The 22,544-nt window shown below is 69.2% G+C and carries 23 protein-coding genes and 1 riboswitch; of the genes, 11 read left to right on the top strand and 12 right to left on the bottom strand.

Going from position 1 to position 22,544, the window contains the following annotated elements; genetic code table 11:
- Positions 1-32: 32 nt before the first annotated feature.
- Positions 33-596, bottom strand: a complete 564-nt coding sequence (locus B9C99_RS10925) for a GNAT family N-acetyltransferase (RefSeq protein WP_088897825.1) — start codon at positions 594-596, stop codon at positions 33-35.
- A 1-nt stretch (position 597) separates the two neighbouring features.
- Positions 598-1,266, bottom strand: a complete 669-nt coding sequence (locus B9C99_RS10920) for a DUF3239 domain-containing protein (RefSeq protein WP_024103075.1) — start codon at positions 1,264-1,266, stop codon at positions 598-600.
- 243 nt (positions 1,267-1,509) lie between these two features.
- Here B9C99_RS10920 and B9C99_RS10915 point away from each other — a divergent pair, with 243 nt between their 5' ends.
- From B9C99_RS10915 to B9C99_RS10905, 3 genes are read left to right on the top strand one after another with little or no spacing between them, the layout of a single operon-like run.
- On the top strand, positions 1,510-2,877 hold the full coding sequence (locus B9C99_RS10915) for a CitMHS family transporter (protein WP_026060963.1): 1,368 nt from the start codon (positions 1,510-1,512) through the stop codon (positions 2,875-2,877).
- Positions 2,878-2,926: 49 nt separating this feature from the next.
- Positions 2,927-4,657 (top strand): sensor histidine kinase, encoded by a 1,731-nt coding sequence (locus B9C99_RS10910; protein ID WP_088897824.1) that lies wholly within the window; start codon positions 2,927-2,929, stop codon positions 4,655-4,657.
- The gene (locus B9C99_RS10905) at positions 4,639-5,301 is read left to right on the top strand and encodes a response regulator (RefSeq protein WP_016691297.1); all 663 of its coding nucleotides are present in this window, start codon (positions 4,639-4,641) and stop codon (positions 5,299-5,301) included. The genes B9C99_RS10910 and B9C99_RS10905 overlap by 19 nt, the downstream gene beginning before the upstream one ends.
- Before the next feature lie 39 nt (positions 5,302-5,340).
- On the opposite strand, the gene B9C99_RS10900 is transcribed toward B9C99_RS10905, so the two are convergent.
- From B9C99_RS10900 to B9C99_RS25830, 3 genes are all read right to left on the bottom strand, one after another.
- Positions 5,341-6,999: a DNA repair helicase XPB gene (locus B9C99_RS10900; RefSeq protein ID WP_088897823.1), complete on the bottom strand. Its 1,659-nt coding sequence runs from the start codon at positions 6,997-6,999 to the stop codon at positions 5,341-5,343.
- A 132-nt stretch (positions 7,000-7,131) separates the two neighbouring features.
- Positions 7,132-7,290, bottom strand: a complete 159-nt coding sequence (locus B9C99_RS25835) for a hypothetical protein (protein ID WP_016691299.1) — start codon at positions 7,288-7,290, stop codon at positions 7,132-7,134.
- Between the two features lie 21 nt (positions 7,291-7,311).
- Positions 7,312-7,479, bottom strand: coding sequence for a hypothetical protein (locus tag B9C99_RS25830; RefSeq protein ID WP_016691300.1), 168 nt, complete (start codon positions 7,477-7,479; stop codon positions 7,312-7,314).
- Between the two features lie 626 nt (positions 7,480-8,105).
- Here B9C99_RS25830 and B9C99_RS10895 point away from each other — a divergent pair.
- From B9C99_RS10895 to B9C99_RS10870, 6 genes are all read left to right on the top strand, one after another.
- Complete coding sequence (locus B9C99_RS10895; RefSeq protein ID WP_088897822.1) at positions 8,106-9,170, top strand: PhnD/SsuA/transferrin family substrate-binding protein; 1,065 nt, start codon at positions 8,106-8,108, stop codon at positions 9,168-9,170.
- Positions 9,167-10,030: an ABC transporter permease gene (locus tag B9C99_RS10890; RefSeq protein WP_088897821.1), complete on the top strand. Its 864-nt coding sequence runs from the start codon at positions 9,167-9,169 to the stop codon at positions 10,028-10,030. Before B9C99_RS10895 ends, B9C99_RS10890 begins: the two co-directional genes overlap by 4 nt.
- Positions 10,006-10,731, top strand: coding sequence for an ABC transporter ATP-binding protein (locus tag B9C99_RS10885; RefSeq protein ID WP_088897870.1), 726 nt, complete (start codon positions 10,006-10,008; stop codon positions 10,729-10,731). Before B9C99_RS10890 ends, B9C99_RS10885 begins: the two co-directional genes overlap by 25 nt.
- Before the next feature lie 28 nt (positions 10,732-10,759).
- Entirely contained in the window at positions 10,760-12,115 is a 1,356-nt protein-coding gene (locus tag B9C99_RS10880; RefSeq protein ID WP_088897820.1) for an LLM class flavin-dependent oxidoreductase, read from the top strand.
- Between the two features lie 81 nt (positions 12,116-12,196).
- On the top strand, positions 12,197-13,837 hold the full coding sequence (locus tag B9C99_RS10875; protein WP_088897869.1) for a GMC oxidoreductase: 1,641 nt from the start codon (positions 12,197-12,199) through the stop codon (positions 13,835-13,837).
- A complete protein-coding gene (locus B9C99_RS10870) occupies positions 13,834-14,298 on the top strand; it encodes a hypothetical protein (RefSeq protein WP_088897819.1) in 465 nt (154 codons plus the stop codon). The genes B9C99_RS10875 and B9C99_RS10870 overlap by 4 nt, the downstream gene beginning before the upstream one ends.
- A 20-nt stretch (positions 14,299-14,318) precedes the next feature.
- Here the strand turns inward: B9C99_RS10870 and B9C99_RS10865 are convergent, their stop codons facing one another.
- Positions 14,319-16,598 (bottom strand): helicase-associated domain-containing protein, encoded by a 2,280-nt coding sequence (locus tag B9C99_RS10865; protein WP_088897818.1) that lies wholly within the window; start codon positions 16,596-16,598, stop codon positions 14,319-14,321.
- A gap of 59 nt (positions 16,599-16,657) precedes the next feature.
- Here B9C99_RS10865 and B9C99_RS10860 point away from each other — a divergent pair, with 59 nt between their 5' ends.
- Positions 16,658-16,846, top strand: a complete 189-nt coding sequence (locus B9C99_RS10860) for a hypothetical protein (RefSeq protein WP_006551681.1) — start codon at positions 16,658-16,660, stop codon at positions 16,844-16,846.
- A gap of 155 nt (positions 16,847-17,001) precedes the next feature.
- Here B9C99_RS10860 and B9C99_RS10855 read toward each other — a convergent pair whose 3' ends face one another.
- From B9C99_RS10855 to B9C99_RS10845, 3 genes are all read right to left on the bottom strand, one after another.
- A complete protein-coding gene (locus B9C99_RS10855; protein WP_016691309.1) occupies positions 17,002-17,592 on the bottom strand; it encodes a resuscitation-promoting factor Rpf1 domain-containing protein in 591 nt (196 codons plus the stop codon).
- Positions 17,593-17,602: 10 nt separating this feature from the next.
- Positions 17,603-17,762, bottom strand: a riboswitch (cyclic di-AMP (ydaO/yuaA leader).
- A gap of 302 nt (positions 17,763-18,064) precedes the next feature.
- Complete coding sequence (locus B9C99_RS10850; protein WP_016691310.1) at positions 18,065-18,457, bottom strand: YccF domain-containing protein; 393 nt, start codon at positions 18,455-18,457, stop codon at positions 18,065-18,067.
- A complete protein-coding gene (locus tag B9C99_RS10845; RefSeq protein ID WP_051032935.1) occupies positions 18,454-18,696 on the bottom strand; it encodes a hypothetical protein in 243 nt (80 codons plus the stop codon). The genes B9C99_RS10850 and B9C99_RS10845 overlap by 4 nt, the downstream gene beginning before the upstream one ends.
- 193 nt (positions 18,697-18,889) lie before the next feature.
- On the opposite strand from B9C99_RS10845, the gene B9C99_RS10840 reads away from it, so the two are divergent.
- On the top strand, positions 18,890-19,297 hold the full coding sequence (locus tag B9C99_RS10840) for a cold-shock protein (protein WP_006551677.1): 408 nt from the start codon (positions 18,890-18,892) through the stop codon (positions 19,295-19,297).
- Between the two features lie 79 nt (positions 19,298-19,376).
- Here B9C99_RS10840 and B9C99_RS10835 read toward each other — a convergent pair whose 3' ends face one another.
- The 3 genes from B9C99_RS10835 to B9C99_RS10825 all read right to left on the bottom strand — a co-directional run bounded on the left by B9C99_RS10835 (position 19,377) and on the right by B9C99_RS10825 (position 22,450).
- The gene (locus B9C99_RS10835) at positions 19,377-19,865 is read right to left on the bottom strand and encodes a DUF2771 domain-containing protein (protein ID WP_088897816.1); all 489 of its coding nucleotides are present in this window, start codon (positions 19,863-19,865) and stop codon (positions 19,377-19,379) included.
- Position 19,866: 1 nt separating this feature from the next.
- A complete protein-coding gene (locus tag B9C99_RS10830; RefSeq protein ID WP_088897815.1) occupies positions 19,867-21,543 on the bottom strand; it encodes an MFS transporter in 1,677 nt (558 codons plus the stop codon).
- Between the two features lie 91 nt (positions 21,544-21,634).
- Positions 21,635-22,450: a glutaminyl-peptide cyclotransferase gene (locus tag B9C99_RS10825; RefSeq protein ID WP_088897814.1), complete on the bottom strand. Its 816-nt coding sequence runs from the start codon at positions 22,448-22,450 to the stop codon at positions 21,635-21,637.
- Positions 22,451-22,544: the final 94 nt, after the last annotated feature.

Here is a 22,544-nt window from a genome sequence, read left to right as displayed (position 1 = left end):
CCCCACAGTCCCTGAGGACCACAGCCCGAGGACTACAGGGGCCAGCCGTCCACAGGTCCGGGTGGGTCGTCGGCGGACAGTCCGGCGACCCACACGTCCCGCGGTACGCCCCGCTGGAGCAGGCCGTTGCGGGCGATGCCCTCGTACCGGAACCCGACCCGTCGTGCGACGGCGGCGGAGGCACGGTTGCCGACGAAGGCACGCCACGCGACCCGCGGGACGTTCATGCCGTCCGGGGCGAACGCGAAACCGCATGCCAGTCGCACCGCGGCGGTCGCCAGCCCGTGGCGTCGCGTCGTCGGTGCGATCCAGTAGCCGATCTCCGGATCCGATCGCTCACGCGGAACGAATCCGACCATGCCGCACAGCACTCCGTCCGCGGCGGTGCGCACGGCCCAGTCGGGCCATCCCTGCGCCCACTTGGCCGGAACGACCTCCTCGACGAAGTGCAGCGCGTCCGCTCGGGTGTAGGGGGAGGGCACGGTGGTCCACCGGGCGATCAGAGGATCCCGGCACGCCTCGGTGATGGCGTCGACGTCGGCCGGACCCGGTGGCGAGAGCACCACCACGCCATCGGTCAGCGTGCGTACTTCCATGTCACCGCAATTCGGGCGGCAGTTCCTTGCTCGCCAGTTCGAGACGACGCTCGTCGGTGGCGTCGACCTGGTCGACCATCTTCAGCTTGTCCTTCAGCACGCGCCACTCCACCTCGGGGATCTGCGCGACCGCGTCGGCGATGACCTTCTGATCACGCGTGCCCCAGGCGATCGGCATGGGGCCGACCATCTGCCACACCCCCGAGTCGTTGCGGGTCGTGCGGTCGGACAGCACGGCGGCACACGGCACCCGCTCACCGATCGCGATCCGATGACCCGGCACCGCCTCCACGTTGCGGGTGACCAGGGCGAAGTGCCGGCCGGACGTCTCGGGCTTGGCGATGTCGACCAGCGCGAGCAGCGTCAGCCCGCGGGCACGCTCGGCGGCGACGACGGCCGGGACGAGCGGGCTGTCGCGGTAGAGCTGCTCGATGGTCCCCACCTTGCGCGGCGCCCACAGCGCCACCCACACCGACGTCGCGGCCGCGACCGCCAGCACGGCGGCGACGATGTACGCCCAGGCCTCACCGAGCAGGAACAGACCCACCGCACCCGCGACGCACACCAGGCCGACGAATATCGCCGACCACCGCAGACGACGGACATCCGCGAGGGTCTGGTTCACGGCCTTGGCATGGGGCAGGTCCACAGGGAAGTCGAAGCGGCGCACGCCACCAGCCTATTGGACCCCTTCGGCCGACCATGACGGGCTCGAGCAGAATGCGCACAACGGCGCTATCGCGCGCAACGGTGACTCGGTGAGGGGCGTGGCCACACACTCTGCTGTAGCAGAGATCACACAACCCTCACGGCTTCGAGCCGGACCCCCACACCGAACCTCCGGTCGCGCCCGCGATCTGTGGTCGACGTGTGCCCGGACCGGCCCCGACCCCGTCAGAAAGTGGGCACCGCCATGCTCGTCGTCCTCGGCTTCCTGATGGTCGCCACGTTCATGTACCTGATCATGTCGAAACGGGCCACCCCGGTCGTCGGCCTGATCCTGATCCCGGTCGCGTTCGGCCTGATCGCCGGAGCAGGCACCGACATCGGCGACATGATCGTCGACGGCGTCGAAAGTCTCGCCCCCACAGCGGCACTGCTGTTCTTCGCGATCATCTTCTTCGGCATCATGATCGACGTCGGCCTGTTCGACCCGCTCGTACGGCTCATCCTGCGGCTCGTGCGCGACGACCCGGCGCGACTGGTGATCGGAACCGCGGTGCTGGCGATGGTCGTCTCCCTCGATGGAGACGGGTCCACGACGTTCATCATCACCACCTCCGCGCTGCTGCCGCTCTACCTGAAACTGAAGGTCAGCCCCGTCGTCCTCACCGTCGTCGCGGGACTGGCGAACGCCACGATGAACATCATCCCGTGGGGCGGGCCGACGGTGCGCGCGGCCAGCGCGCTCGGGTTGTCCCCGTCCGACGTGTTCGTCCCGATGATCCCGTCGCTCGTCGTCGGACTCGTGGTCGTGTTGGGTTTCGCCGCCCACCTGGGCTTCGTCGAACGTCGCCGCATCGGGAAGCTGACCTGGAAGCCCGACCTGATGCCGCTCGGCGCCGGCCCGTCCGGAGTGGGTACGACGGTCGGCAAGGACACGGACGAGGCCGGGGAGGTCGGGCAGTTGGCTGCCGGGCTCGACCCCGACCGTCCGACCCTGCGTCCGCGTCTGCTGCCCTTCAACGCGATCCTCACGGTGGCGCTGCTCGTCGTCCTCGGTCTCGACATCCTGCCGATCCCCGTGCTGTTCATGATCGCCGCCGGCATCGCGTTGGCCGTGAACTTCCCGCGCGTCGTCGACCAGTCCGCCGCGATCGCACGGCACTCGTCGAGCATCGTGTCGGTCGTCGCGATGGTGTTCGCCGCTGCGGTCCTGACCGGCGTGTTCCAGGGCACCGGCATGGTCGAGTCGATGGCGTTGTGGCTCACCGGCGTCGTCCCCGACTCACTCGGCCCGTTCCTCGCCGTCATCACCGGCCTGCTCAGCATCCCGATGACCTTCTTCATGACCAACGATGCCTTCTACTTCGGGGTGCTCCCCGTGCTGGCGGAGACCGCAGCGCAGTACGGCATCGAACCGGTCGAGATGGCACGCGCATCGATCACCGGACAGCCCGTCCACATGCAGAGCCCGCTGGTCCCGGCGATCCTGCTGCTGGTGACCCTCGCAGGGGTGCCGCTGGCCGACCACCACCGCAAGGTGCTGTGGCGCGCCGGAGTGGTCTCGATCGTGATGCTCGTGGTCGGGGTGGTACTCGGGCAGATTCCGTTCGGGTGAGATCGGCCGCGGGCCACACTGGACGGATGGGACGAACGGGAGCGACGCCGTGAAACTTCGCACCCAGGTACTTCTGCTCCAGTCCGCGGTGGTGGCGGTGGCACTCGGCATCGGATTCACGGTGTTCGCCACCACCACCGAGGACCGCGTCACCGACGAGCACGGTCAGCGGGCGCTCGCGATCGCACGGTCGGTGTCCGCGGACCCGACCGTGCGGAACGAGGTCGCACGCTATTCGGCCGCGGACGACGGGGTAGTCTCCCCGGACAACCCGGAACTCGCATCCGGTGCGGTGCAGCAGGCTGCCGAGGCAGTCCGCACCGCCACCGGAGCGTTGTTCGTCGTGGTCACCGACGACCAGGGACTCCGCCTCGCCCATCCCGATCCGGAGCAGCTCGGCCGGAGGGTGAGCACCGACCCCACCGAAGCGCTCGCCGGACGCGAGGTCGTGACCAGCGAGTCGGGCACGCTCGGCGATTCCGTGCGGGCCAAGGTGCCGGTGGGTGATCCCGTCTCGGGCAGGGTGGTCGGGGAGGTCAGCGTCGGCATCGCCACCGACCGGGTGCGCGCCGATCTGCGCAGCGACCTCGCCGATGCCGCACTGATCGCGCTCGCGGCGCTCGGGTGCGGTGCTGCCGGGTCGTTGCTGCTCGCCAACCGCTGGAAGCGACTCACCCTGGGACTCGAACCCGAACAGCTCACCGAGCTGGTCCGCGAACAGGAGGTCGTGCTGCACGGGATCTCCGACGGGGTCGTCGGCACCGATGCCCGCGGCATCGTCACGGTCGTCAATGCCGAGGCGCGTCGCCTGCTCGATCTCGACGACAGGATCGGCCACCGCGTCGGCCTCGACGACGGAATCGGCCACAGCGTCGACCTCGACGACGGAATCGGCCACAGCGTCGACACCCTCGGAATGACCCCGCGGTTGCTCGACGTGCTGCGCGCCGCGGACGGCATCCCGGTCGCGGCGACCACCGGCGACCGGGTCGTGGTCGCCGTCTCGCGGCGCGTGGTGCGCGACGGCCGGGATCTCGGCACGGTGATGTCGGTGCGGGACCGGACCGACATCGAGACGCTCACGCGTGAACTCGATGCCGTCAAGGCGATGAGTACGGCGCTGCGGGCCCAGCGGCACGAATTCGCGAACCGCCTCCACCTGCTCGACGGACTGCTCCGCCGCGGGCACGCGGAGCAGGCGCTCGAGTACATCGAACAGATCCTGGGTTCGGGTCCGCTCGGTGAGCAGCTCGACGGCATCGACGCGATCACCGACCCCTACCTGCACGCCTTCCTCGTCGCGAAGGCCGCGCATGCGCGCGAGCAGGGAGTGGCGCTCGTGCTCGGCGAGAACACGTGGGTGCACGCCACCGTGCGGGCGCCCGTCGACGTCACCACGGTGCTCGGGAACCTGCTCGACAATGCGATCGAGGCGGCACGCACGAGCGGGCGCACACCGGCCGAGGTCGAGGTCGAACTGATGGAGGCCGGTGTCGACCTGCACGTGAGTGTCGCCGACACCGGCGACGGCGTCGATCCCGCGTTGCCCGACGTCTTCGTCGAGGGTGCGACGACCCGCAGCGATCCGACGGTGCCCGGCGGTCGCGGAATGGGGCTGGCGCTGGCACGGCGCATCGCACGGCTGCACGGCGGCGACGTCGTGCTGGCGGACCGCGGCGGGCAGCGCACACCGGAGAATCCGACCGGGGGTGCGGTCTTCCTGGCGACGCTGCCCGGGATGCTCGACGAAAGGGATAGGGGATGGGCGGAACGGATCTGAAGGTCCTCGTCGTCGACGACGACTTCCGCGTCGCCGAACTCCACGCATCCGTGGTCTCGGGTGTGGCGGGATTCGAGGTCTGCGCGGTCGCCGGGAGCATCGCGGCAGCTCGGGACGCCGTTCGGTCCGGTCCCGTCGATCTCGCCCTCGTGGACGTGTATCTGCCGGACGGCTCCGGGGTCGACCTGATCCGGAGTCTCGAATGCGACAGTTTCGTGCTCGGTGCCGCCGGCGAGGGCACGACGGTGCGGGCGGCGATCGCCGCCGGTGCGCTGGTGTACCTGGTCAAGCCGTTCGCGAGCACCGAACTGGCCCGCCGCCTGGCGGCCTACGCGCAGTACCGCAGGGTCGTCGCGGGGGAGGAGCTCACCCAGACCGAGATCGACACGGCGCTGGCCGCACTGCGACCGGTGTTGCCGGCCGCCCGCCCGGCACCCTCGCGTTCGATGACCGAGGAACTCGTGATGCAGGCGCTGCGGGAATCACCGGAACCGATGTCGGCGGGGGAGGTGGCCGTGACGATCGGGGTGTCGCGCGCGACCGCCCAGCGCTATCTCGCGGCCCTTGTCGCGAGAAAACGCCTGCGGATGCAGTTGCGCTACGGCACCACCGGCCGTCCCGAACAGGAATACCGACCGCTGTGACGCTGGTCCCTGTGATCCGCGCTTCCGGAGAACTCCGCGTCAGCCGATCTGCGGTCCGAGCAGGTCGTCGGCGTCGGTGATCCGGTACGCGTAACCCTGCTCGGCGAGGAACCGCTGGCGGTGCGCGGCGTACTCGGCGTCGAGGGTGTCGCGGGAGACCACGGAGTAGAAGTGCGCCTGCCCACCGTCGTGCTTCGGACGCAGCAACCGCCCGAGACGCTGGGCCTCCTCCTGCCGCGAACCGAAGGTGCCCGACACCTGGATCGCGACCGAGGCCTCCGGCAGGTCGATGGAGAAGTTCGCGACCTTCGACACGACGAGCACCTTCAACTCGCCCGACCGGAACCGGTCGAACAGCGCCTCGCGTTCCTTCGTCTTCGTCGACCCCTTGATGACCGGGGCGTCGAGCGCTTCACCGAGCTCGTCGAGCTGATCGATGTAGGCACCGATGATGAGTGTCGGGGCGTCCTGGTGCTGCTCGAGGATCGACTTGACCACCGGGATCTTGGTGCGCGCGGTCGAGCACAGCTTGTACCGCTCCTCGGGCTCGGCCACCGCGTACGCCATGCGTTCGGCGTCGGTGAGGGTCACGCGGACCTCCACGCAGTCGGCAGGCGCGATCCAGCCCTGGGCCTCGATGTCCTTCCACGGCGCGTCGAACCGCTTCGGGCCGATGAGCGAGAAGACGTCGCCTTCGCGTCCGTCCTCGCGCACGAGGGTCGCGGTGAGGCCGAGGCGGCGGCGGGACTGCAGGTCGGCGGTCATGCGGAAGACCGGCGCCGGCAGCAGGTGCACCTCGTCGTAGATCATCAGCCCCCAGTCGCGGGAGTCGAACAACTCGAGATTGCGGTACTCACCCTTCGACTTGCGGGTGATCACCTGGTAGGTGGCGATGGTGACCGGGCGGATCTCCTTCTTCTCACCCGAGTACTCACCGATCTCGTCCTCGGTGAGGGAGGTGCGGGCGATCAACTCGCGCTTCCACTGGCGGCCGGCGACCGTGTTCGTCACGAGGATGAGTGTCGTCGCGCCGGCCTTCGCCATCGCGGCGGCGCCCACCATCGTCTTGCCGGCGCCGCACGGCAGCACCACGACACCCGAGCCGCCCGACCAGAACGAGTCGGCGGCCAGTTCCTGGTAGTCGCGCAGGTGCCAGGGGTTCGTCTCGAAGTCCAGCGAGATCGAATGCGCCTCGCCGTCGACGTACCCCGCGAGGTCCTCGGCCGGCCAGCCGATCTTCAGCAGCATCTGCTTGACGCGTCCGCGCTCGCTCGGATGCACGATCACGGTGTCGTCGTCGATGCGGGCGCCGAGCATCGGGGCGATCTTCTTGTTCCGCAGGACCTCGGCGAGCACCGCCCGGTCGAGGCTGACCAGGGTCAGGCCGTGCGCGGGGTTCTTGACCAGCTGGAGGCGCCCGTAGCGGCCCATGGTGTCGACGATGTCGACGAGCAGGGCCTGCGGGACGGCGAACCGGGAATGCGAGACCAGCGCGTCGACGACCTGCTCGGCGTCGTGACCGGCGGCACGCGCGTTCCACAGTGCCAGCGGCGTCACCCGGTAGGTGTGGATGTGCTCGGGGGCGCGTTCGAGCTCGGCGAACGGTGCGATCGCCTGCCGCGCCTCGTTCGCCCGTTCGTGATCGACCTCGAGGAGCACGGTCTTGTCGGACTGGACGATGAGCGGTCCGTCGGCCACGAGTGCCTCCTGTGGATGGAAAGTAGAACTTTCCCATTCTCCAGGTTCGGGCCGTACCGCGCCACCACGACGGTGTACGGCCGTGCGTTCCCCCGTGGCGGGAACGCACGGCCGACCGGTTTCACGGCGTACTCACCGTGCGAGCGACTGCCGCACCTCCATCACGCACACCAGTGCCTCGGAGATACCGGACCGGTAGCCGGCGTCCTTCTCGGAGGCGGGAGGCCTCGAATCCAGTTCCGATTCGAGTCGTTCCTGGATCTTGTCCAGGGCATGCAGCGTCCGCTTCATTCCAGTACCGATTTCTCTTTCTCAGGCCGGCTGTTTCATCGCGCCGGCTCGCTCGTCGAGAACGAACACCCGTGCACGCGCCAATGCGGCACGATATCCGTGCCGCTGTGCGTCGGTGCCCGTTTCCCGACCGGACAATCCACTTATCTTCTCGTACAGCGCTTCGAGCGCTGCGATCTCGAGATCCATGGCCTGCAACCGGATTCAGCTCCGCTTCCGCTTACGAATGAACTCGCCGGCTTCGGCGGCCTTCTGCCGCTTCTCCTGGCGACGTTCCTTCAGGGACTTCGCAGGCTTCTTCGGATTCTTGCCCTTGTCGGCCATTGTCACTCCATCTTCGATGAACAACCACTCGACAGGACCACACCATACGTCATTTCCCAGGAAAAGCCAGTCGCTCGAATTATTCTGTGCGCCATCCGAACACGGCGTCGAAATATTCCGTACTCCGGTTTCCCGAGTTGATTTCACCGTGCGTCGATCCCTGTCGGGACGTTCCACGCGGCCGATACCGTCACCGGCGATGCTGTGCGGACAGAGGACGTCCACAGCCGGGCAGACGGGGGAGAGCGATGGGCCGGAGCGTGATCGCAGGCCGCAGCGTCTCGCGTCGCGAGCACCGTGCGTGTCGCGTCGTCGACCGATCGCGGTTCCGCGGCTGTCCGCACTGTCGCTGTTCTCCGAACCGCGACCGATGATTTCGGGATCGTTCCTCTCGGGGCCGGGCCTGCGCTCGGGTTCCCGTTCGTCTTCCGGTAGCGCGCGTCGGCGCATTCCGCGCGACGTCGCGCCGTTCACCTTCGCAAGGAGTTCTCATGACCGTGTCCTCACTCGTGCGCTCTCGAAGATCGCGCGCTCCGATCGTCGTCGCGGCCGCACTGAGCGTCGTGCTCACAGGGTGCGCCGGCGGTTCGACCGGGGGATTGTCCGCCGACGCCGAACTCCCCGAGGAGATTCCACCGGGGACGTCGTTGAGCATCGCGGTCAAGCCCACTCGTATCCAGCTCGAGGCGACCGGCCGTATCGACGAGTTGCCGTTCACGGTGTCGGACTGGCCCGATGTCTCGGCCGGTCCCGACGTCATCCAGGCGTTCCGCGGCGACGCCGTCGATCTCGCGGCCAATGCCGCCATTCCTCCCATCCAGGCCCATACCACCGGGCTCGACGCCAGGATCGTCGCCGTACGCGAGAAGGATTCGCCGCAGTACTCGCTCGCGACGGCACCCGGTACCGACATCGATTCGCTGGACGACCTGCGCGGCAGGAGAATCGCGTTGTCGCCGGGGCAGGCTCAGGGTGTCGTCGTGCTCCGGACGCTGAAGTCGGCCGGAATCGGCCTCGACGAGGTGGAATTCGTCGAACTGCCGAGCACTCAGTTCCTCACGGCGCTCCAGGCGAAACAGGTCGACGTCGCACCGCTGGCGGAACCGACCCTCACGAAGTACCTGAACCAGTACGAAACCGAGGGTGCGCGAGGGGTGTTCACGCCCGAGGTCGACGCGCTGAGTGTTCTGTGGGCTCCGGTGTCCGTGCTCGAGGACTCCGCGAAGGTCGCAGCGATCAAGGAGTTCATCCCGCTGTGGGCGCAGGGCGACGTCTGGGCATGGGAGAACCGGGACGAGTGGATCCGGAAGTACTACGTCGAGAGCGAGGGGGTCTCGTACGAGGACGGCAGGCGGATCGTCGACACCGTCGGCCAGAAACCGGCATATCCCACCGACTGGGACTCCGCGATCGAATGGACGCAGGAGACCTCGGAACTGCTCGACGAGGCCGGATGGTTCGACGAGTTCGACGTCGAGCAGATCTTCGATCGCAGATTCGAAACGATTGCCGCGGAGTCGGTTCCGCAGGAGTACCGGAAGGGGTCGGATTCGTGACCAGCACACTGACACAACCGGTGGAGGTCGGCGCCCGCCCGCCGGACCCCGTCGATCCGCCACCGACGGACGGGATCAGGCCGCTTCGGCGGCTCGGTCTCCGCAAGGCCGTCCCGTTCTCGCGCATGACCGGCGTGGTTCTGCTGCTCGCCGCGTGGGCGACCGGTTCGGGTGCCGGGTGGATCGACGACCGCAAGCTCTCCGCTCCCTGGACGGTGGTGACCAGCGCGGTCGAACTCGTCGCGGAAGGAACTCTGCAACAACACATCCTGGCATCGCTGAGCCGCGCCGTGCTCGGCTTCGTGATCGGATGCGTCATCGGCACCGCGCTCGCGCTCGCATCCGGCCTGACCCGCACCGGTGAAGCCCTGATCGACGGCCCCGTGCAGTTCAAGCGCGCGATCCCGACGCTGGGTCTCATCCCGCTGCTGATCCTGTGGCTCGGCATCGGCGAGACCTTCAAGATCACGGTGATCGCGCTCGGGACGGTCGTGACCATCTACATCCAGACGCACAACGCCCTCACGGCACTCGAACAGCGTTACGTCGAACTCGCCGAGGTCCTCGGTCTCACGCGCGCACAGTTCGTGTGGAAGGTGGTGCTGCGGGGAGCGCTGCCCGGATTCTTCCTCGGTCTGCGCCTGGCGGTGACCGGTGCGTGGCTCACCCTGATCGTGGTCGAGAGCATCAATGCCGTGAGCGGTCTGGGCAAGATGATGTTCAACGCCCAGAACTACGGTCAGCCGGACGTCATCCTGGTCGGGCTGCTCGTCTACGGCGTCTTCGGTCTGGCATCCGACGCCGGCCTCCGGTTGCTCGAGCGTCGCGCGCTCGCCTGGCGGAAGACGCTGGGCGGATGAACGCCGTACGCATCCGCGGCCTGATCCGCGGCTTCGGCGACCGGAACGTCCTCGACGGGCTCGATCTCGAGATCCCCGAAGGGCAGTTCGTCGCCCTGCTCGGCAGGAGCGGATCCGGGAAGTCCACCCTGCTGCGTGCGCTCGCCGGTCTCGACTACGACGTGGAGATCCGCGGCGGCGCACTCGCGGTACCGGAGAAGGTCTCCGTCGCCTTCCAGGACTCCCGCCTGCTGCCCTGGCTGCGCGTGCTCGACAACGTCACGCTCGGACTCGACAGGCAGGGGAGGAGCCGGGGATCCGAGATGCTGGCCGAGGTCGGCCTGGCCGGACGTGAGGACGCCTGGCCGCTCGAACTCTCGGGTGGGGAGCAACAGCGTGTCGCGCTGGCCCGGGCCCTGGTGCGGGAGCCGCAGTTGCTGCTCGCCGACGAGCCGTTCGGCGCGCTCGACGCCCTGACCCGCATCAGGATGCACGGACTGCTCGACGACCTCGTCCGCGCGCACCGCCCCACGGTGCTGCTCGTGACCCACGACGTCGACGAGGCGATCGTCCTCGCCGACCGGATCGTCGTGCTGGACGAAGGATGCATCGCCGTCGACCGCCACGTGGATCTCGACAAACCCCGTTCCATCACCGACCCCGGTTTCCGGGGCATCCGGGAGGACCTCCTCACCGCCCTCGGTGTCGTCACACAACCGTGACGAAAGACCTTTCACGACAGGAGAAGACATGACCGACCGTCGATTGCACCTCAACGCCTTCCTCATGCCCATCGGCCACCACGAAGCGGCGTGGCGTCTGCCGGCGAGCGACCCGAACGCGAATCTCGACATCCAGCACTATATTTCGCTCGCCCGCACCGCCGAGCGCGGCAGGTTCGACTCGGTGTTCCTCGCCGACAGCCCCGTACTGTTCGCGAATCCCGAACGGCGTCCGAGCGGCAAGCTCGAACCCACGATCATCCTCACCACGATCGCGACGGCCACCGAGCGGATCGGTCTCATCGGGACCGCATCGACGACCTACAACGAGCCCTACAACCTCGCGCGGAGATTCGCGTCGCTGGACTTCGTCAGCGGTGGACGTGCCGGCTGGAACATCGTCACCACCGCCGGTGACGACGCCGCCCGCAACTTCGGTCTCGACGGGGTGCCGGCGCACAAGAGCCGCTACGCGCGGGCCGCCGAGTTCGTCGAGGTGTCGACCAAGCTGTGGGACAGCTGGGAGGACGACGCGATCGTCGCCGACAAGGAGGCGGCGATCCACGCCGACTCCGCGAAGGTCCACACCTTCGAACACGAGGGAGAGTTCTTCTCGGTGGCCGGGCCGCTCAACGTGCCGCGGTCACCGCAGGGCTACCCGCTGCTGGTGCAGGCGGGCTCGTCGGAGAACGGCAAGGACTTCGCCGCGCTGTACGCCGAGGCGATCTTCACCGCCCAGCCCACCTTCGAAGAGGGCAAGGCGTTCTACGACGACGTCAAGGACCGTGTCGGCAAGGTCGGCCGCGACCCGCGACAGGTGCTGATCCTCCCGGGCATCGTGCCCGTCATCGGCGATACGGAGAAGGAAGCACGGGAACTCGACGCCGAACTGGCCCGCCTGATCTCGCCCGAGTACGCCCGCCGCCAGCTCGCCGAACGGTTCGGGCTGCGGCCGGAGCAGCTTCCGCTCGACGAGCCGCTGCCGGAGAACCTGCCGTCCGAGGACGAGATCGAGGGAGCCAAGAGCCGGTACACGCTCATCGTGCAGCTCGCACGACGGGAGAACCTCACGGTGCGGCAGCTCATCGAACGCCTCGGCGGCGGTCGTGGCCACCGCACCTTCGCGGGCACGGCCGAGCAGGTGGCCGACACGATCGAGCACTGGTTCCACAGCGGTGCGGCCGACGGCTTCAACATCATGCCCGCGGTGCTGCCGTCGGGGCTCGAGAAGTTCGTCGACGGTGTGGTGCCGATCCTGCAGGAGCGCGGTCTGTTCCGCACCGAGTACACCGAAGCCACCCTGCGTGGGCACTACGGACTCCCACGGCCGGAGAACCAGTTCACCGTCGGCAGGGCGTTCAGGGGGCTCGCGACGCAGCCCTGAGCCTCACCGCACGGGGAACGCGAACCTACAGGCTGTACGTCGACGGCGCCGCCGGACCGACCGCCCTCTATGCTCTGCGCCATGTCATCGCAGAGCCGGGCGGGTGCTTCGGACGGCGCCGCCGCCGACGTCATCGTGGTGGGCAGTGGATTCGGTGGTGCCGTCGCGGCACTGCGCCTGAGTGAACAGGGCCGGAAGGTCCTCGTGCTCGAACAGGGCCGACGGCACACCCGGGACGATTTCGCCGCCGCCCGCCGCGATCCCCGTCGCTATCTGTGGATGCCCGAGATCGGGCTGCGCGGCTTCTTCTCCCAGCGCGTCCTCTCCCACGTCGGGATCATCGGGGGAGTCGGCGTGGGAGGCGGCAGCATCGTCTGGGCGGGTGTCCTGCTCGAACCGAAGGATGCCTTCTTCACCGATCCCGCCTGGCCGTCGGTGCCGGACGGATGGCGCGCGGAGCTGACCGAGCACTACCGGACGGCCGCCCGCATGCTCGGCCGCGCCACCGCTCCGATCACGGGGCCCATGGACGAGCACCTGGAGGTCGTCGCGCGCCGGGCCGGCGCGGGTGAGACGTACGGTCCGACGCCGATGGCGATCTATTTCGGTGAGGAGGGTGTCACCGTTCCCGATCCCTTCTTCGGTGGTGAGGGACCGGAGCGCACCGGATGCGTGATGTGCGGCGGATGCCTCGTCGGATGCCCGTACGGCAGCAAGAACACCCTCGACCTCAACTATCTGTGGCTCGCGCAGCGTCGCGGAGCCGAGATCCGATCCGACAGCCGCGTGGTGTCCGTCGCCGCCCTCGATGCCGGCGGGTACGAAGTGGAACTCGCCGACGGGGAGCGTCTGCGCGCCGGTGAGGTCGTCCTCGCCGCCGGTGTCCTCGGCACCGTGGAACTGTTGTTCCGGTCGCGGGAGAACGGGGGACTGCCGAACGTCTCGGAGCGTCTCGGCGTCGGCGTGCGCACCAACTCGGAGGCGATCACCGCCGTGCTTGCCGACGACGTCGACGTCGACCTCACCCGCGGACCGACGATCTCGAGCGAGTTCTACCCGGACGAACGCACCCACGTCACGCAGAACCGCTACGTCGGGGGATGGCACATGCGATTGCAGCTCGGGCCGCTGGTGGACGGCGTCGATCCCCGTCGGCGACGGCGCGAGGCGCTGCGGGCGCTGGCGTCGCGCCCTGCACTGCAACTGCGGACGATGTTCGCACGCAACTTCATCCGCCGGCTCAGCGTGTTCACGGTGATGCAGGACGTGGAGAACGAGATCCGTCTGGTCTTCGACCGGTCGCCGGTGCGGCCCTGGCGGCGCGTGCTGCGTTCACGGGCAGGAGAGGGGCTGCAGGCACCGAGCTATCTGCCCCAGGCGAATGCCGTCGCCCGCTCGTTCGCCGAGTCGATCGGCGGACGACCGCTCAACCTGCTGCTCGAGAGCATCGGGGGCAAGTCCATCACCGCGCACATCCTCGGAGGCGCGTCCATGGGCACCGACGCGGCGGACGGCGTGATCGACACCGATCACCAGGTGTTCGGGCATCCGGGTCTGTACGTCGTGGACGGTTCCGCGATCCCCGCCAACGTCGGAGTCAACCCGTCACTCACCATCACGGCGATGGCCGAACGGTTCGCGGCACGCTACGCCGCGCGTCGTGCCTCCGACCACCCGTCCCGCACAGCCACATTCGCGCACACCACCGAGGAGAACTCATGACGACACGGGACACCGGCGCGCTGCCGCGATCGATACGCGGACTGCAGCAACGATTCCGGACCCTGCATGCCGACGCGCTTCCGGCCGCCGGTGCCTACCGGGCCGTCTTCGTCGGACCGGCCGCGTTGCGGGCCGCCGCGCCCCGCGCCATCGCGCTCGGTGGGATGCCCCGGTGGTACGGCAAGCGGTTCGCCGACGACGGCAGCGCCGTGAACCTCCTCGCCGACGCAGACGGCACCCTGCGCGAGGTGCTGCCCATGCGGGTCGCGCTCGAACCGTCGTGGCTCGACGGCCGTCCCGCAATCGTCGTGTCGTACGGATCGGACGGGCCGGTGCCGTGGCGCTGGGTCCGCGACGAGTTCCGCCCCATCGACGACGGGACCCTCCTCGGTCTCACCTTCGTGGCGGCTCCGGCCTCGCGGATCGCGGCGTCACCGTTCACGCTCGTGCGCGACGCCTGACCGGCCGCACGGGCCCGTCGTCAGTCGACCAGCGCCACCGACGTGACGCGGTGCAGCACGAAACTGCGCACCGAGCCGGTCGCCGGGTCGAAGGCCTGCACCTGCCCGCCGCCCACCGACACCGGGTCGACGATGCGGCGCGTCGCCACCCCCTGCGCGTCGACGTAGCCGAGGGTGACGCTGCGCTTGCCGTGCACAGCCAGTTGCAGCAGCGCGAGTGTCGCCGCACCGCCGGATCGGCTGCCGTCACCACGTGCCGAGGCCGTCGGTGTCGCGGCCTCCGCACGGTCGCCGGCGCGCAGCGTGCGCACGAGGGTGTCGAGTTGCTCGTCGCTCGGCGCGGTGGGTCCGGCATAGCGGGCCCGGGCACGCGGCATCGCAACACGGGCGCCCCGGGGCCGTAGATCCACGATCGCTCCCGAGGCGTCCTCCCCGGCGGGCGCGAAGCCCGCGGCGCGCAGCTCGGTGAGCACCTCGGCGAGAGGCGCCTGCGAGATCGCGACGGTCGGGGCGACCGCGCGCAGGGCGAGCGTGGCGGCGACCGGGGCGGACAGCACCTCGGTGAGCAGGGCCGGATCGTCGGCGCGGACGAAGGACGTCGCCACACCGGCCCGCAGGCGTCCGTGGCGACGCGCGACGTCGTCGATCAGGTAGGTGAGCGACTGCGGCACCGGTGTGCGCGAATGCGTCGCGAACAGTCCGTGCAGGTCGCTCGCGCCGAGACCGGCGTCGAGCGCGCGCCGGATACTGCTGTCGCCGATCCGGTAGACGGTCGCGGCACCGGCCGATTCGACATCGGCGACGAGCGCGATCCGCTCGCCGAGTTCGGGGACGAGCGGGCCGGGAGCGACGACCGTGAGGTCGGCCTGGACGAGCACGTAATCGACGGGTTCGGGCAGCACCGCCGCCATCTCGGCCTCGGCGTCGCCGCCGTGCAGCAGCGCCTTGCCCGGCGACGCGAGCATGCCGTGCGCGACGAGACCGAGTGTCGTCGCCTCCCGCACGGTCTCCACGACACTCGTCGTGTCGAAACGACCCGCCCAGCGCGGACGACGCCACGCCGCAGCGGCACGCAGGTCGGCGACGTCCGTGCCCGCCGCCGGCACGTCGGAGAGGACGTCGAGCAGCAGCCGCCGGTCACGGGCGGCGGTGGGGGACTTCACCTCGTCGGACAGTGCGGCGACCGGCTTGTCGTTCTGGTCGCGGCGGCCGATCAGCCAGGGCCGGCGCGGCAGGTCGAGCCAGGCACCGGCGAGCACGGCCCAGCGGTAGGCGGGGGAGGACGTGAGCCACGCGTCGGTGGCGGTGGTCGGGGCCCAGTGATCGTCGTCCCCGGGTGTCGGCGGGTCGGGGAGGCCGCGCGCGATCAGACCGGCACCGGCAAGGACCTCGACGACGAGCGCCGTCTCCTCGTCGTCGAGTCCGACCGCCTTCCCGACGCGATGCAGTTCGCGGACGCCGAGCCCTCCGGCCTTGAGGACGGGAGCGGGTTGCGCCCCGAGAATGTCGAGAACGTCCTCGCAGTGCCGCAACAGTTCGAGGGCGGCACCGGCAGCGGTCGCGTTGACGTCGGCGGTCGAGCGGGTGGGTTTCGGTGCGCGCGGGGGAGCGAGCGCCGCCGGATCGAAGGGGGCGTCGTCGCGCAGCGCTTGGCCCACCCGGTGGGGGAGTTCGACGGTCTCGTCGTCGATACGGAAGAGCAGCCCGGCAGCGAGCAGCTTCTGCACGGGCCGGTCGGCGGGAGTGTCCGGCGCGGCGTCGCGGGTCCGGCCGATCGGGGACGTGCGCGACAGGGTGTCGAGGATGCTGCGCTGCTCGGGCGGGAGAGCCGCGAGGAGGTCGTCGAGTTCCTGCCGGGACGGTCCGGTGACGTCGCCGGTGCGTCCGACGCGCCACGGAACGGCGTCCACGGCGGCGGCAACGAGACGCAGCTCGTCGGTGGACCCCCACACGAGCAGCAGCGAGCGCAGGGTGGACAGGATCCGGTCGAGATTCCTCGCGCTGATGCGGCCGGAGACCTCGTCGAGCACGGCGGCGCGGGAGACGGGGGTGTCCACCGCTCCGAGACGGGCCAGGACCTCGACGATCCCGAAGGCGGCGGTGTCGAGTTCGTCGGCCGCACGGAAGACCGAGGCGCGTTGCTGCGCTCGGCTCGCGAGCACGTTCATGCTCGCCGGTGGCGGCACCACGAGATCGGGACGGGCACGCAGCGTGGCGGCCAGATCCGTGTCGCGTCGACCTGCCAGCCAGCGGGCGAGGGAGTCCGAGGCGGTGTCGGGAGCGGGCGTGGTCGGGGACATCCCCTCCAGATTAGAGACCTGCGGTAGCAGGCCCCGAACTCACCTGCCAAAATGAGCGCATGGCTACCTCTTCGAAAAAGCATTACGTCGACCACGGATGGCCCGAGCTGGCCGACGGTGAGCACGCTGTCACCGAACTGTCGTCCACGCGTTCCGGTCCGCTCTCCCCGTACGGTGAGGACACCGTGTTCCCGTTGCCGGTCGAGGACCTGCCCTACACGCATCCGAAGACGGTGATCAACCGCTGATCCGATCGCGGATCACCGAACAGGCTCTTCCGTACGACGCCCGGTCCCTTCGTGGGGCCGGGCGTCGTCGTGTGAGGGAGGAACGAGCTCGTCCGCATATGCGGAAGGGCCCCGCACCGTGATCGGTGCGGGGCCCTTCCGGGATGTTCGGGGTGTTACTGCGGGAGCACCGCGCGAACGGCGTCCAGGATGTTCGGGTCGAGCTCGACACCGGCGTCCTGGAGTGCGGTGACGCCCTGCTCGAAGCCGGCCAGGATGCCCTGGACCTCGGCGGGGAGAGCGGGGGTCTCCGGAAGCTGCGGGACAGCGTTCTGGATGGCGGGCGCAGGGGTCTCGGCGGGAGCGCTGGGGGCTGCGTCGACGGAGCGCTGCGTGGGCGCGCTCGACAGTCCGAGGCTCGACGAGCAGGAGGGCCATGCGCCCCAGCCCTGGCCGGCGAGGACACGCTCGGCGACGGCGATCTGCTGTTCGCGGCTGGCCTGGTGGGCCGTGGCAGCGTATTCCTGGCCACCGTAGGCGTTCCAGGTGCTCGGCGAGAACTGCAGGCCGCCCTGGAAACCGTTGCCGGTGTTGATCGCCCAGTTGCCACCGGACTCGCACTGTGCGAGGCGGTCCCAGTCGGAGTCGGGAGCGGCAGCGGCGGTGCCGCTGAACGCGACACCCGTGACGCCGAGGACTGCACCCGTCAGCGCGAACTTGGCGACGGTACGACCGGTATTGGTGGGCTTGCGATGGCGTCCGCTCATGTCGGTTCCGTGTTCCTCTCCGTACGCACCTACGAGGTCAGCTGTCGGGTTCGGGCTGAAGAGGTTGCCCGGCCGTGTCGCTCCGTTGGGAGCGCCTTCGGCTTCACCCCGAGGACCGTCGCGGTTGCGTCGGCCCGGGCCTCCTGGACACCGTCCGGCTGTGGGCCGATCGGTTCCTGGGAGACCGGTGGGTCCCCCGTTTCCTGTCCCCTGTGGATCGTTCGTCGGGACTTCCGGAACCACGGGACAGGAATTTGGCGCGGCGGTTCCGGACCGGTCGAGCCAGGCGGTTCGACCGGACATGACGGTAACGGTTCCGAGGGCGAAGTGTCACCAATTGATAACGCGCCGATTCGCGTGGCGACAGACGTGCGTGGCGCAGATCAGGGAATAAAGTCCCAGGTAGTGGGGTTCGGGTACCCGAAAATCCGTTTCGAGTCCCGCCCGTTATCCGCTCGTTATGTGAGAAAGATCACATGTAACTCGGGCGGGCATCCACAGGAACGATCTCCCGCCCCAAGGGCATCAGGGAGATCGGGATCATCTTCAGGTTCGCGACGGCGAGCGGGATACCGATGATCGTGACGGCCATGGCGATCGCGGTGGCGATGTGGCCGAGGGCCAACCAGATGCCGGCCACCAGGATCCAGATGACGTTGCCGATCAGCGACATGGCGCCGGCCGTCGGCTTGTCGACCGTCGTCTTGCCGAAGGGCCACAGCGCATAGATGCCGATCCGGAACGACGCGATGCCGAACGGGATGGTGATGATGAGGATGCAGCAGATCAGACCTGCCGCGAAGTAGCCGAGCGCGAGCCACAGCCCGCCGAAGATCAGCCAGATGATGTTGAGCAGGATCCTCATGTCCGGTCTCCGTTCCGAGCGCGCCGGCCCGAGCGCAGCGCGAAGGCGATGGCGAGGGCGAAGCCCAACGGCCATGCGAGGGTCAACAGGTACAGCACGAGCCCGGGCTTGCCGTCGGTGAGCGCCGGAATGAGGAAGATGGCGACGACCGCCACCACACCGACGACGAAGCAGGCGATCGCGGCCTTCAGGAGGCCGTTACGCGGGGCGGCAGACGAATCCGAAGATGAAGTACCCACGTGACCACGGTAGTCGCCGCAAGGACGGACGGTGACGTCCGGGAGCGGGAAGACGATTCGGGGGCGGACCCACCTCTGCGGGTACACTGACAGGTGTCCACGCGTCCCGCTCGACCGAGTCGGGGCGCGTTGTTTTGCATGTTGAACGGTTGCCCCACTGTGGGGCACAGCTGTCGAGGAGCAGGTGAGCGCGGTGCCGACCGGCAAGGTGAAGTGGTACGACGTCGAGAAGGGCTTCGGCTTCCTGTCCCAGGACGAGGGCGAGGACGTCTACGTCCGCGCCTCGGCGCTCCCGGAGGGAGTGGAAGCGCTCAAGCCCGGCCAGCGCGTCGAGTTCGGTATGGCGGTGGGCCGCCGGGGTCCGCAGGCGCTGAAGGTCGAGCTCCTCGAGCAGCCCACGCTGCGGCAGGGTCGCCGCGAGGCTCCCGCCCAGCAGAAGCGCCGCGCGCCGGACGAGCTGCACGGCATGGTCGAGGACATGATCAAGCTGCTCGAAGCAGCGGTCCAGCCCGATCTGCGGCGCGGGCGTTACCCCGACCGCAAGACCGGGCAGCGCATCTCCGAGGTCATGCGGGCGATCGCGCGCGAGCTCGACCACTAGATGTAATCCTGGGACGAACCACGACGGGCCGCCCTCGCCATGTGCGAGGACGGCCCGTCGTCGTACGCGGGGCCGAAGCTCAGAACGTCTTGACGGCCCACACGGCGTGCGCGATCGGTTCACCGGCCTCGTCGACCACGGCCGACGGCAGCTGGATCTCCACTCCGAGCAGCTGCAGCTCCGGAGAGCTCTCCACGGTGAGGGTGCGGCGCGCACCGGCCTCGAACATCGCGCCGTCGATGTAGGTCTGCCCGGTCTGCGTGTCGCCGTAGACGGTGAGGATGCGCCACGGCGCGTCGGCGATCTCCGACGGAAGAGACAGCTGCAGCGGGTAACCGGCCGGCACGTCGAGCTGACCGATCGGGTTCTCCACGCAGTCCTCGAGATAGAGATTGCAGTGCTGCGCGGGGTCGACCGTCACGGTCTCTCCCCGTGCGTACGCGGTGATCGTGGGGAGCGTGGGCTCGGCCGAATCGACCAGTTTCCACACCGTGGCGGCGACTCCCGCTACCACGACCACCAGGGCTACCAGCAGCAGCGCGAGAGTCTTCTTCGTCCGGGCCTGCAACTCAACTGTTCCAATCTTCGGTGGGGGATCCACCGGCGCGCCTTCGCCCGGCAGCCGTCTCGGTGGAGACGCGTTCGGGTCGACGGCCGCCGAATCCCGGCAACAATGTCCCCCCACGGTATGTCAGCACCGTCTGCGCGAATCCGAGAACCAGCGCTACGGAGACCACAGCGAACCCGAGCCACAGTTCGGTCGGCAACAGCACACCCATTGCTCCGCCGAACACCCAGCTGAGCTGGAGGACCGTCTCGGACCTGCCGAATCCGGACGCGATCGACTCCTCGGGAAGGTCCTGCTGGAGCGATGCGTCGAGCGAGACCTTGGCCAGCGCGCTGGCGCACGCCGCCACGAGCGCCGCCAGCGCGGCGGCCAGGACGTTGCCGGTCGCGGCGACGACGGCGGCCACGACGACGACCGCGGCGGTGCATCGCACGACAATCAGAGCGGGCCGTCCGAGCGCGAGTCGCGCCCCGGTGGCGTTGCCCGCGAAGTTGCCGACCGCAGCGGCGGCACCGACACCACCGAGCATCGCGGCCTGCATGAGCGGATCCTGCCCGGTGGTGTTCTTCGCGACGAACGCCATGAACAAGGTCAGGAAGCCGGTGAGGATGCGGATCGTGCCGTTGCCCCACAGCCCGGTCACCACCGCCCGTCCCAGCGGTTGCTTGCGTTTGCCGGACTTGGTGACGATCACCTCGGTCACGGTGTCGGCGTTCAGCACCTCGGTGCGCGCGTCGGAGCGGTGGTACGACAGCGTCGCCGGCACCTCGCCCTCGGTGACCTCGACCCAGGCAGGGATACGCATGCTCAGGTAGGCGCCGAATGCGGTGATCCCGGCGCACAGCCACAGCGCGCCCGACGAACCGAACGCCCACGCTGCGGCCGCCGCGATCGCGCCGGCGCCGATCGTGCCGCCGACCAGGCCGAAGACCGTCAACCGGGAGTTCACCCGCACCAGGTCGATCTCCGGTGGCAGGACTCTGGGTGTCACCGCGGATTTGAGCACCGCGAACGATTTGCTCAGCACCATCATGCCGAGGGCCGCCGGATACAACAGCCAGCTGTCGAAGTTGAACACCAGCACCACTGCGAGCACCGTGCGCAGCGCGAACGACGTCGCCAGAGCGACGCGACGACCGTGTTGCAACCTGTCGAGCAACGGCCCGATGAGCGGGGCGATGATCGCGAACGGCGCGATCGTGATGAGCAGATACAGCGCGACCTTCGTCCTGTCCTCACCGGTGGCCGCCGAGAAGAACAGGGTGTTCGCGAGCGCGACGGCGATGGCCGCGTCGGAGGCGAAGTTCGCCATCGTCGCGTAGGTGAGCGCGGTCAGGCCCGACTTGTCGGCGCCGTCGGCCGTGGCCGCTCGACGGAAGGTCGCGATGCCCTTCGAGGTGAGTTCGCGGCTGCGCAGGGCCGCGACCCGCGTCACCGTCAACTTCCGCGGCATGCGCGGGGCGCGCGGCGAGTCGGTCTCGGACGAGGACTCCGTCCGACCGGCGGCCGACGCACCCGGTGGCCGGCGCGGATGGTCGACGGGATGCAGGGGCGGCAGGGGAGTGCGACGGCCCGAGACGCGGCGCGGAGGCGGATAGTTGCTGTACCCCGGATGCTGCGAACCCGGGGCACGGCCGTCCGCTCCCTCGGGGGCGGGTCGCTCGTCCGGTTCGGTCACGTCTTCGATTCTTCCCCACGCGATAGCGGCTGTAACACAAGGGCGGCACGTGGCCCGAGTGACGCGTGTCGCGATCGGTATGCCACCCGGATCACTCCACGAAACGCACTTCGAACAGCGTCGGCCAGTACTTGCCCGTCACCAGGAACCGATCGGTCCCGGGGATCTGCGCGATGCCGTTGAGGACGTCCACATCGGCGTCCTCGGGCAGCCGATCGCGCAGCGGAGCCGCATCGACCCGGGCCTCCACGCGGCCCGACGCCGGATCGATCAGCACGATCTCGTCCGTCTGCCACACGTTCGCCCAGACCCTGCCGTCCTCGGTGCACTCGAGTTCGTTGAGCTCCGACACGGCACGCCCGTCCCGGTGCACGGTGACGCGCCCGAGTTCGTCGAAGGTGGCCGGGTCGCGGAAGATCAGCTCGGCCGAGCCGTCGCTCATCACCAGGCGGTCGGGTTGCGCGCACAGCCCCCAGCCCTCGCCGTCGTAGTCGACCCGGCGCTTCTCGAGGAGGGTGTCGCGATCGCGGACGACGGCCGTGCCGTCCTTCCAGGTCAGCTGCCACAGCTCGTCGCCGACCACGGTGATGCCCTCACCGAAGAAGTCGTCGAGGACGGGTTCGCGGGTGCGCTCGGTCTCGGCGAGGGCGACGGTGCCGCCGTCGAGGTCGACTTGCCGGGCCGATACCCACGATCGCCCGGCCCGGCCGGTGCCTTCGAGCAGTTCGCCCTCGTCGATCTCGAGGCCCTGGGTGAACGCTTCCGGATCGTGGGGGTGCGTGGCGACGACCTCCACACCGAGTTCGGTGGCGGGCGGACCGGGTTCGGCGACGAGATCGTCGCCGCATCCGGCGGTGGTGACGCAGACGACCGTCGCGACCGCGGCCGAGAGGAGAAGACGGGACACGCGCCCATCCTGCACCTCGCGTGTGAGCGGTGCGTGTACGACCTTCCGCGACCCGCAGGCGCCGGAGCAGACAGGTCAGGCAGAATGGGGGCCG

It is taken from the genome of Rhodococcus sp. BUPNP1 (assembly GCF_002215235.1).
Classification (GTDB): Bacteria; Actinomycetota; Actinomycetes; order Mycobacteriales; family Mycobacteriaceae; genus Rhodococcus.
This window is presented reverse-complemented; position numbering and strand designations above follow the sequence as displayed.

Coding starts and splice junctions, on each gene's coding strand:
- B9C99_RS10905 (WP_016691297.1), top strand. CDS start 4,639: ATGGGCGGAACGGATCTGAAGGTCCTCGTCGTCGACGACGACTTCCGC.
- B9C99_RS10875 (WP_088897869.1), top strand. CDS start 12,197: ATGTCATCGCAGAGCCGGGCGGGTGCTTCGGACGGCGCCGCCGCCGAC.
- B9C99_RS10860 (WP_006551681.1), top strand. CDS start 16,658: ATGGCTACCTCTTCGAAAAAGCATTACGTCGACCACGGATGGCCCGAG.
- B9C99_RS10865 (WP_088897818.1), bottom strand. CDS start 16,598: ATGTCCCCGACCACGCCCGCTCCCGACACCGCCTCGGACTCCCTCGCC.
- B9C99_RS25835 (WP_016691299.1), bottom strand. CDS start 7,290: ATGAAGCGGACGCTGCATGCCCTGGACAAGATCCAGGAACGACTCGAA.
- B9C99_RS10855 (WP_016691309.1), bottom strand. CDS start 17,592: ATGAGCGGACGCCATCGCAAGCCCACCAATACCGGTCGTACCGTCGCC.
- B9C99_RS10870 (WP_088897819.1), top strand. CDS start 13,834: ATGACGACACGGGACACCGGCGCGCTGCCGCGATCGATACGCGGACTG.
- B9C99_RS10895 (WP_088897822.1), top strand. CDS start 8,106: ATGACCGTGTCCTCACTCGTGCGCTCTCGAAGATCGCGCGCTCCGATC.
- B9C99_RS10915 (WP_026060963.1), top strand. CDS start 1,510: ATGCTCGTCGTCCTCGGCTTCCTGATGGTCGCCACGTTCATGTACCTG.
- B9C99_RS10850 (WP_016691310.1), bottom strand. CDS start 18,457: ATGAGGATCCTGCTCAACATCATCTGGCTGATCTTCGGCGGGCTGTGG.
- B9C99_RS10925 (WP_088897825.1), bottom strand. CDS start 596: ATGGAAGTACGCACGCTGACCGATGGCGTGGTGGTGCTCTCGCCACCG.
- B9C99_RS10880 (WP_088897820.1), top strand. CDS start 10,760: ATGACCGACCGTCGATTGCACCTCAACGCCTTCCTCATGCCCATCGGC.
- B9C99_RS25830 (WP_016691300.1), bottom strand. CDS start 7,479: ATGGATCTCGAGATCGCAGCGCTCGAAGCGCTGTACGAGAAGATAAGT.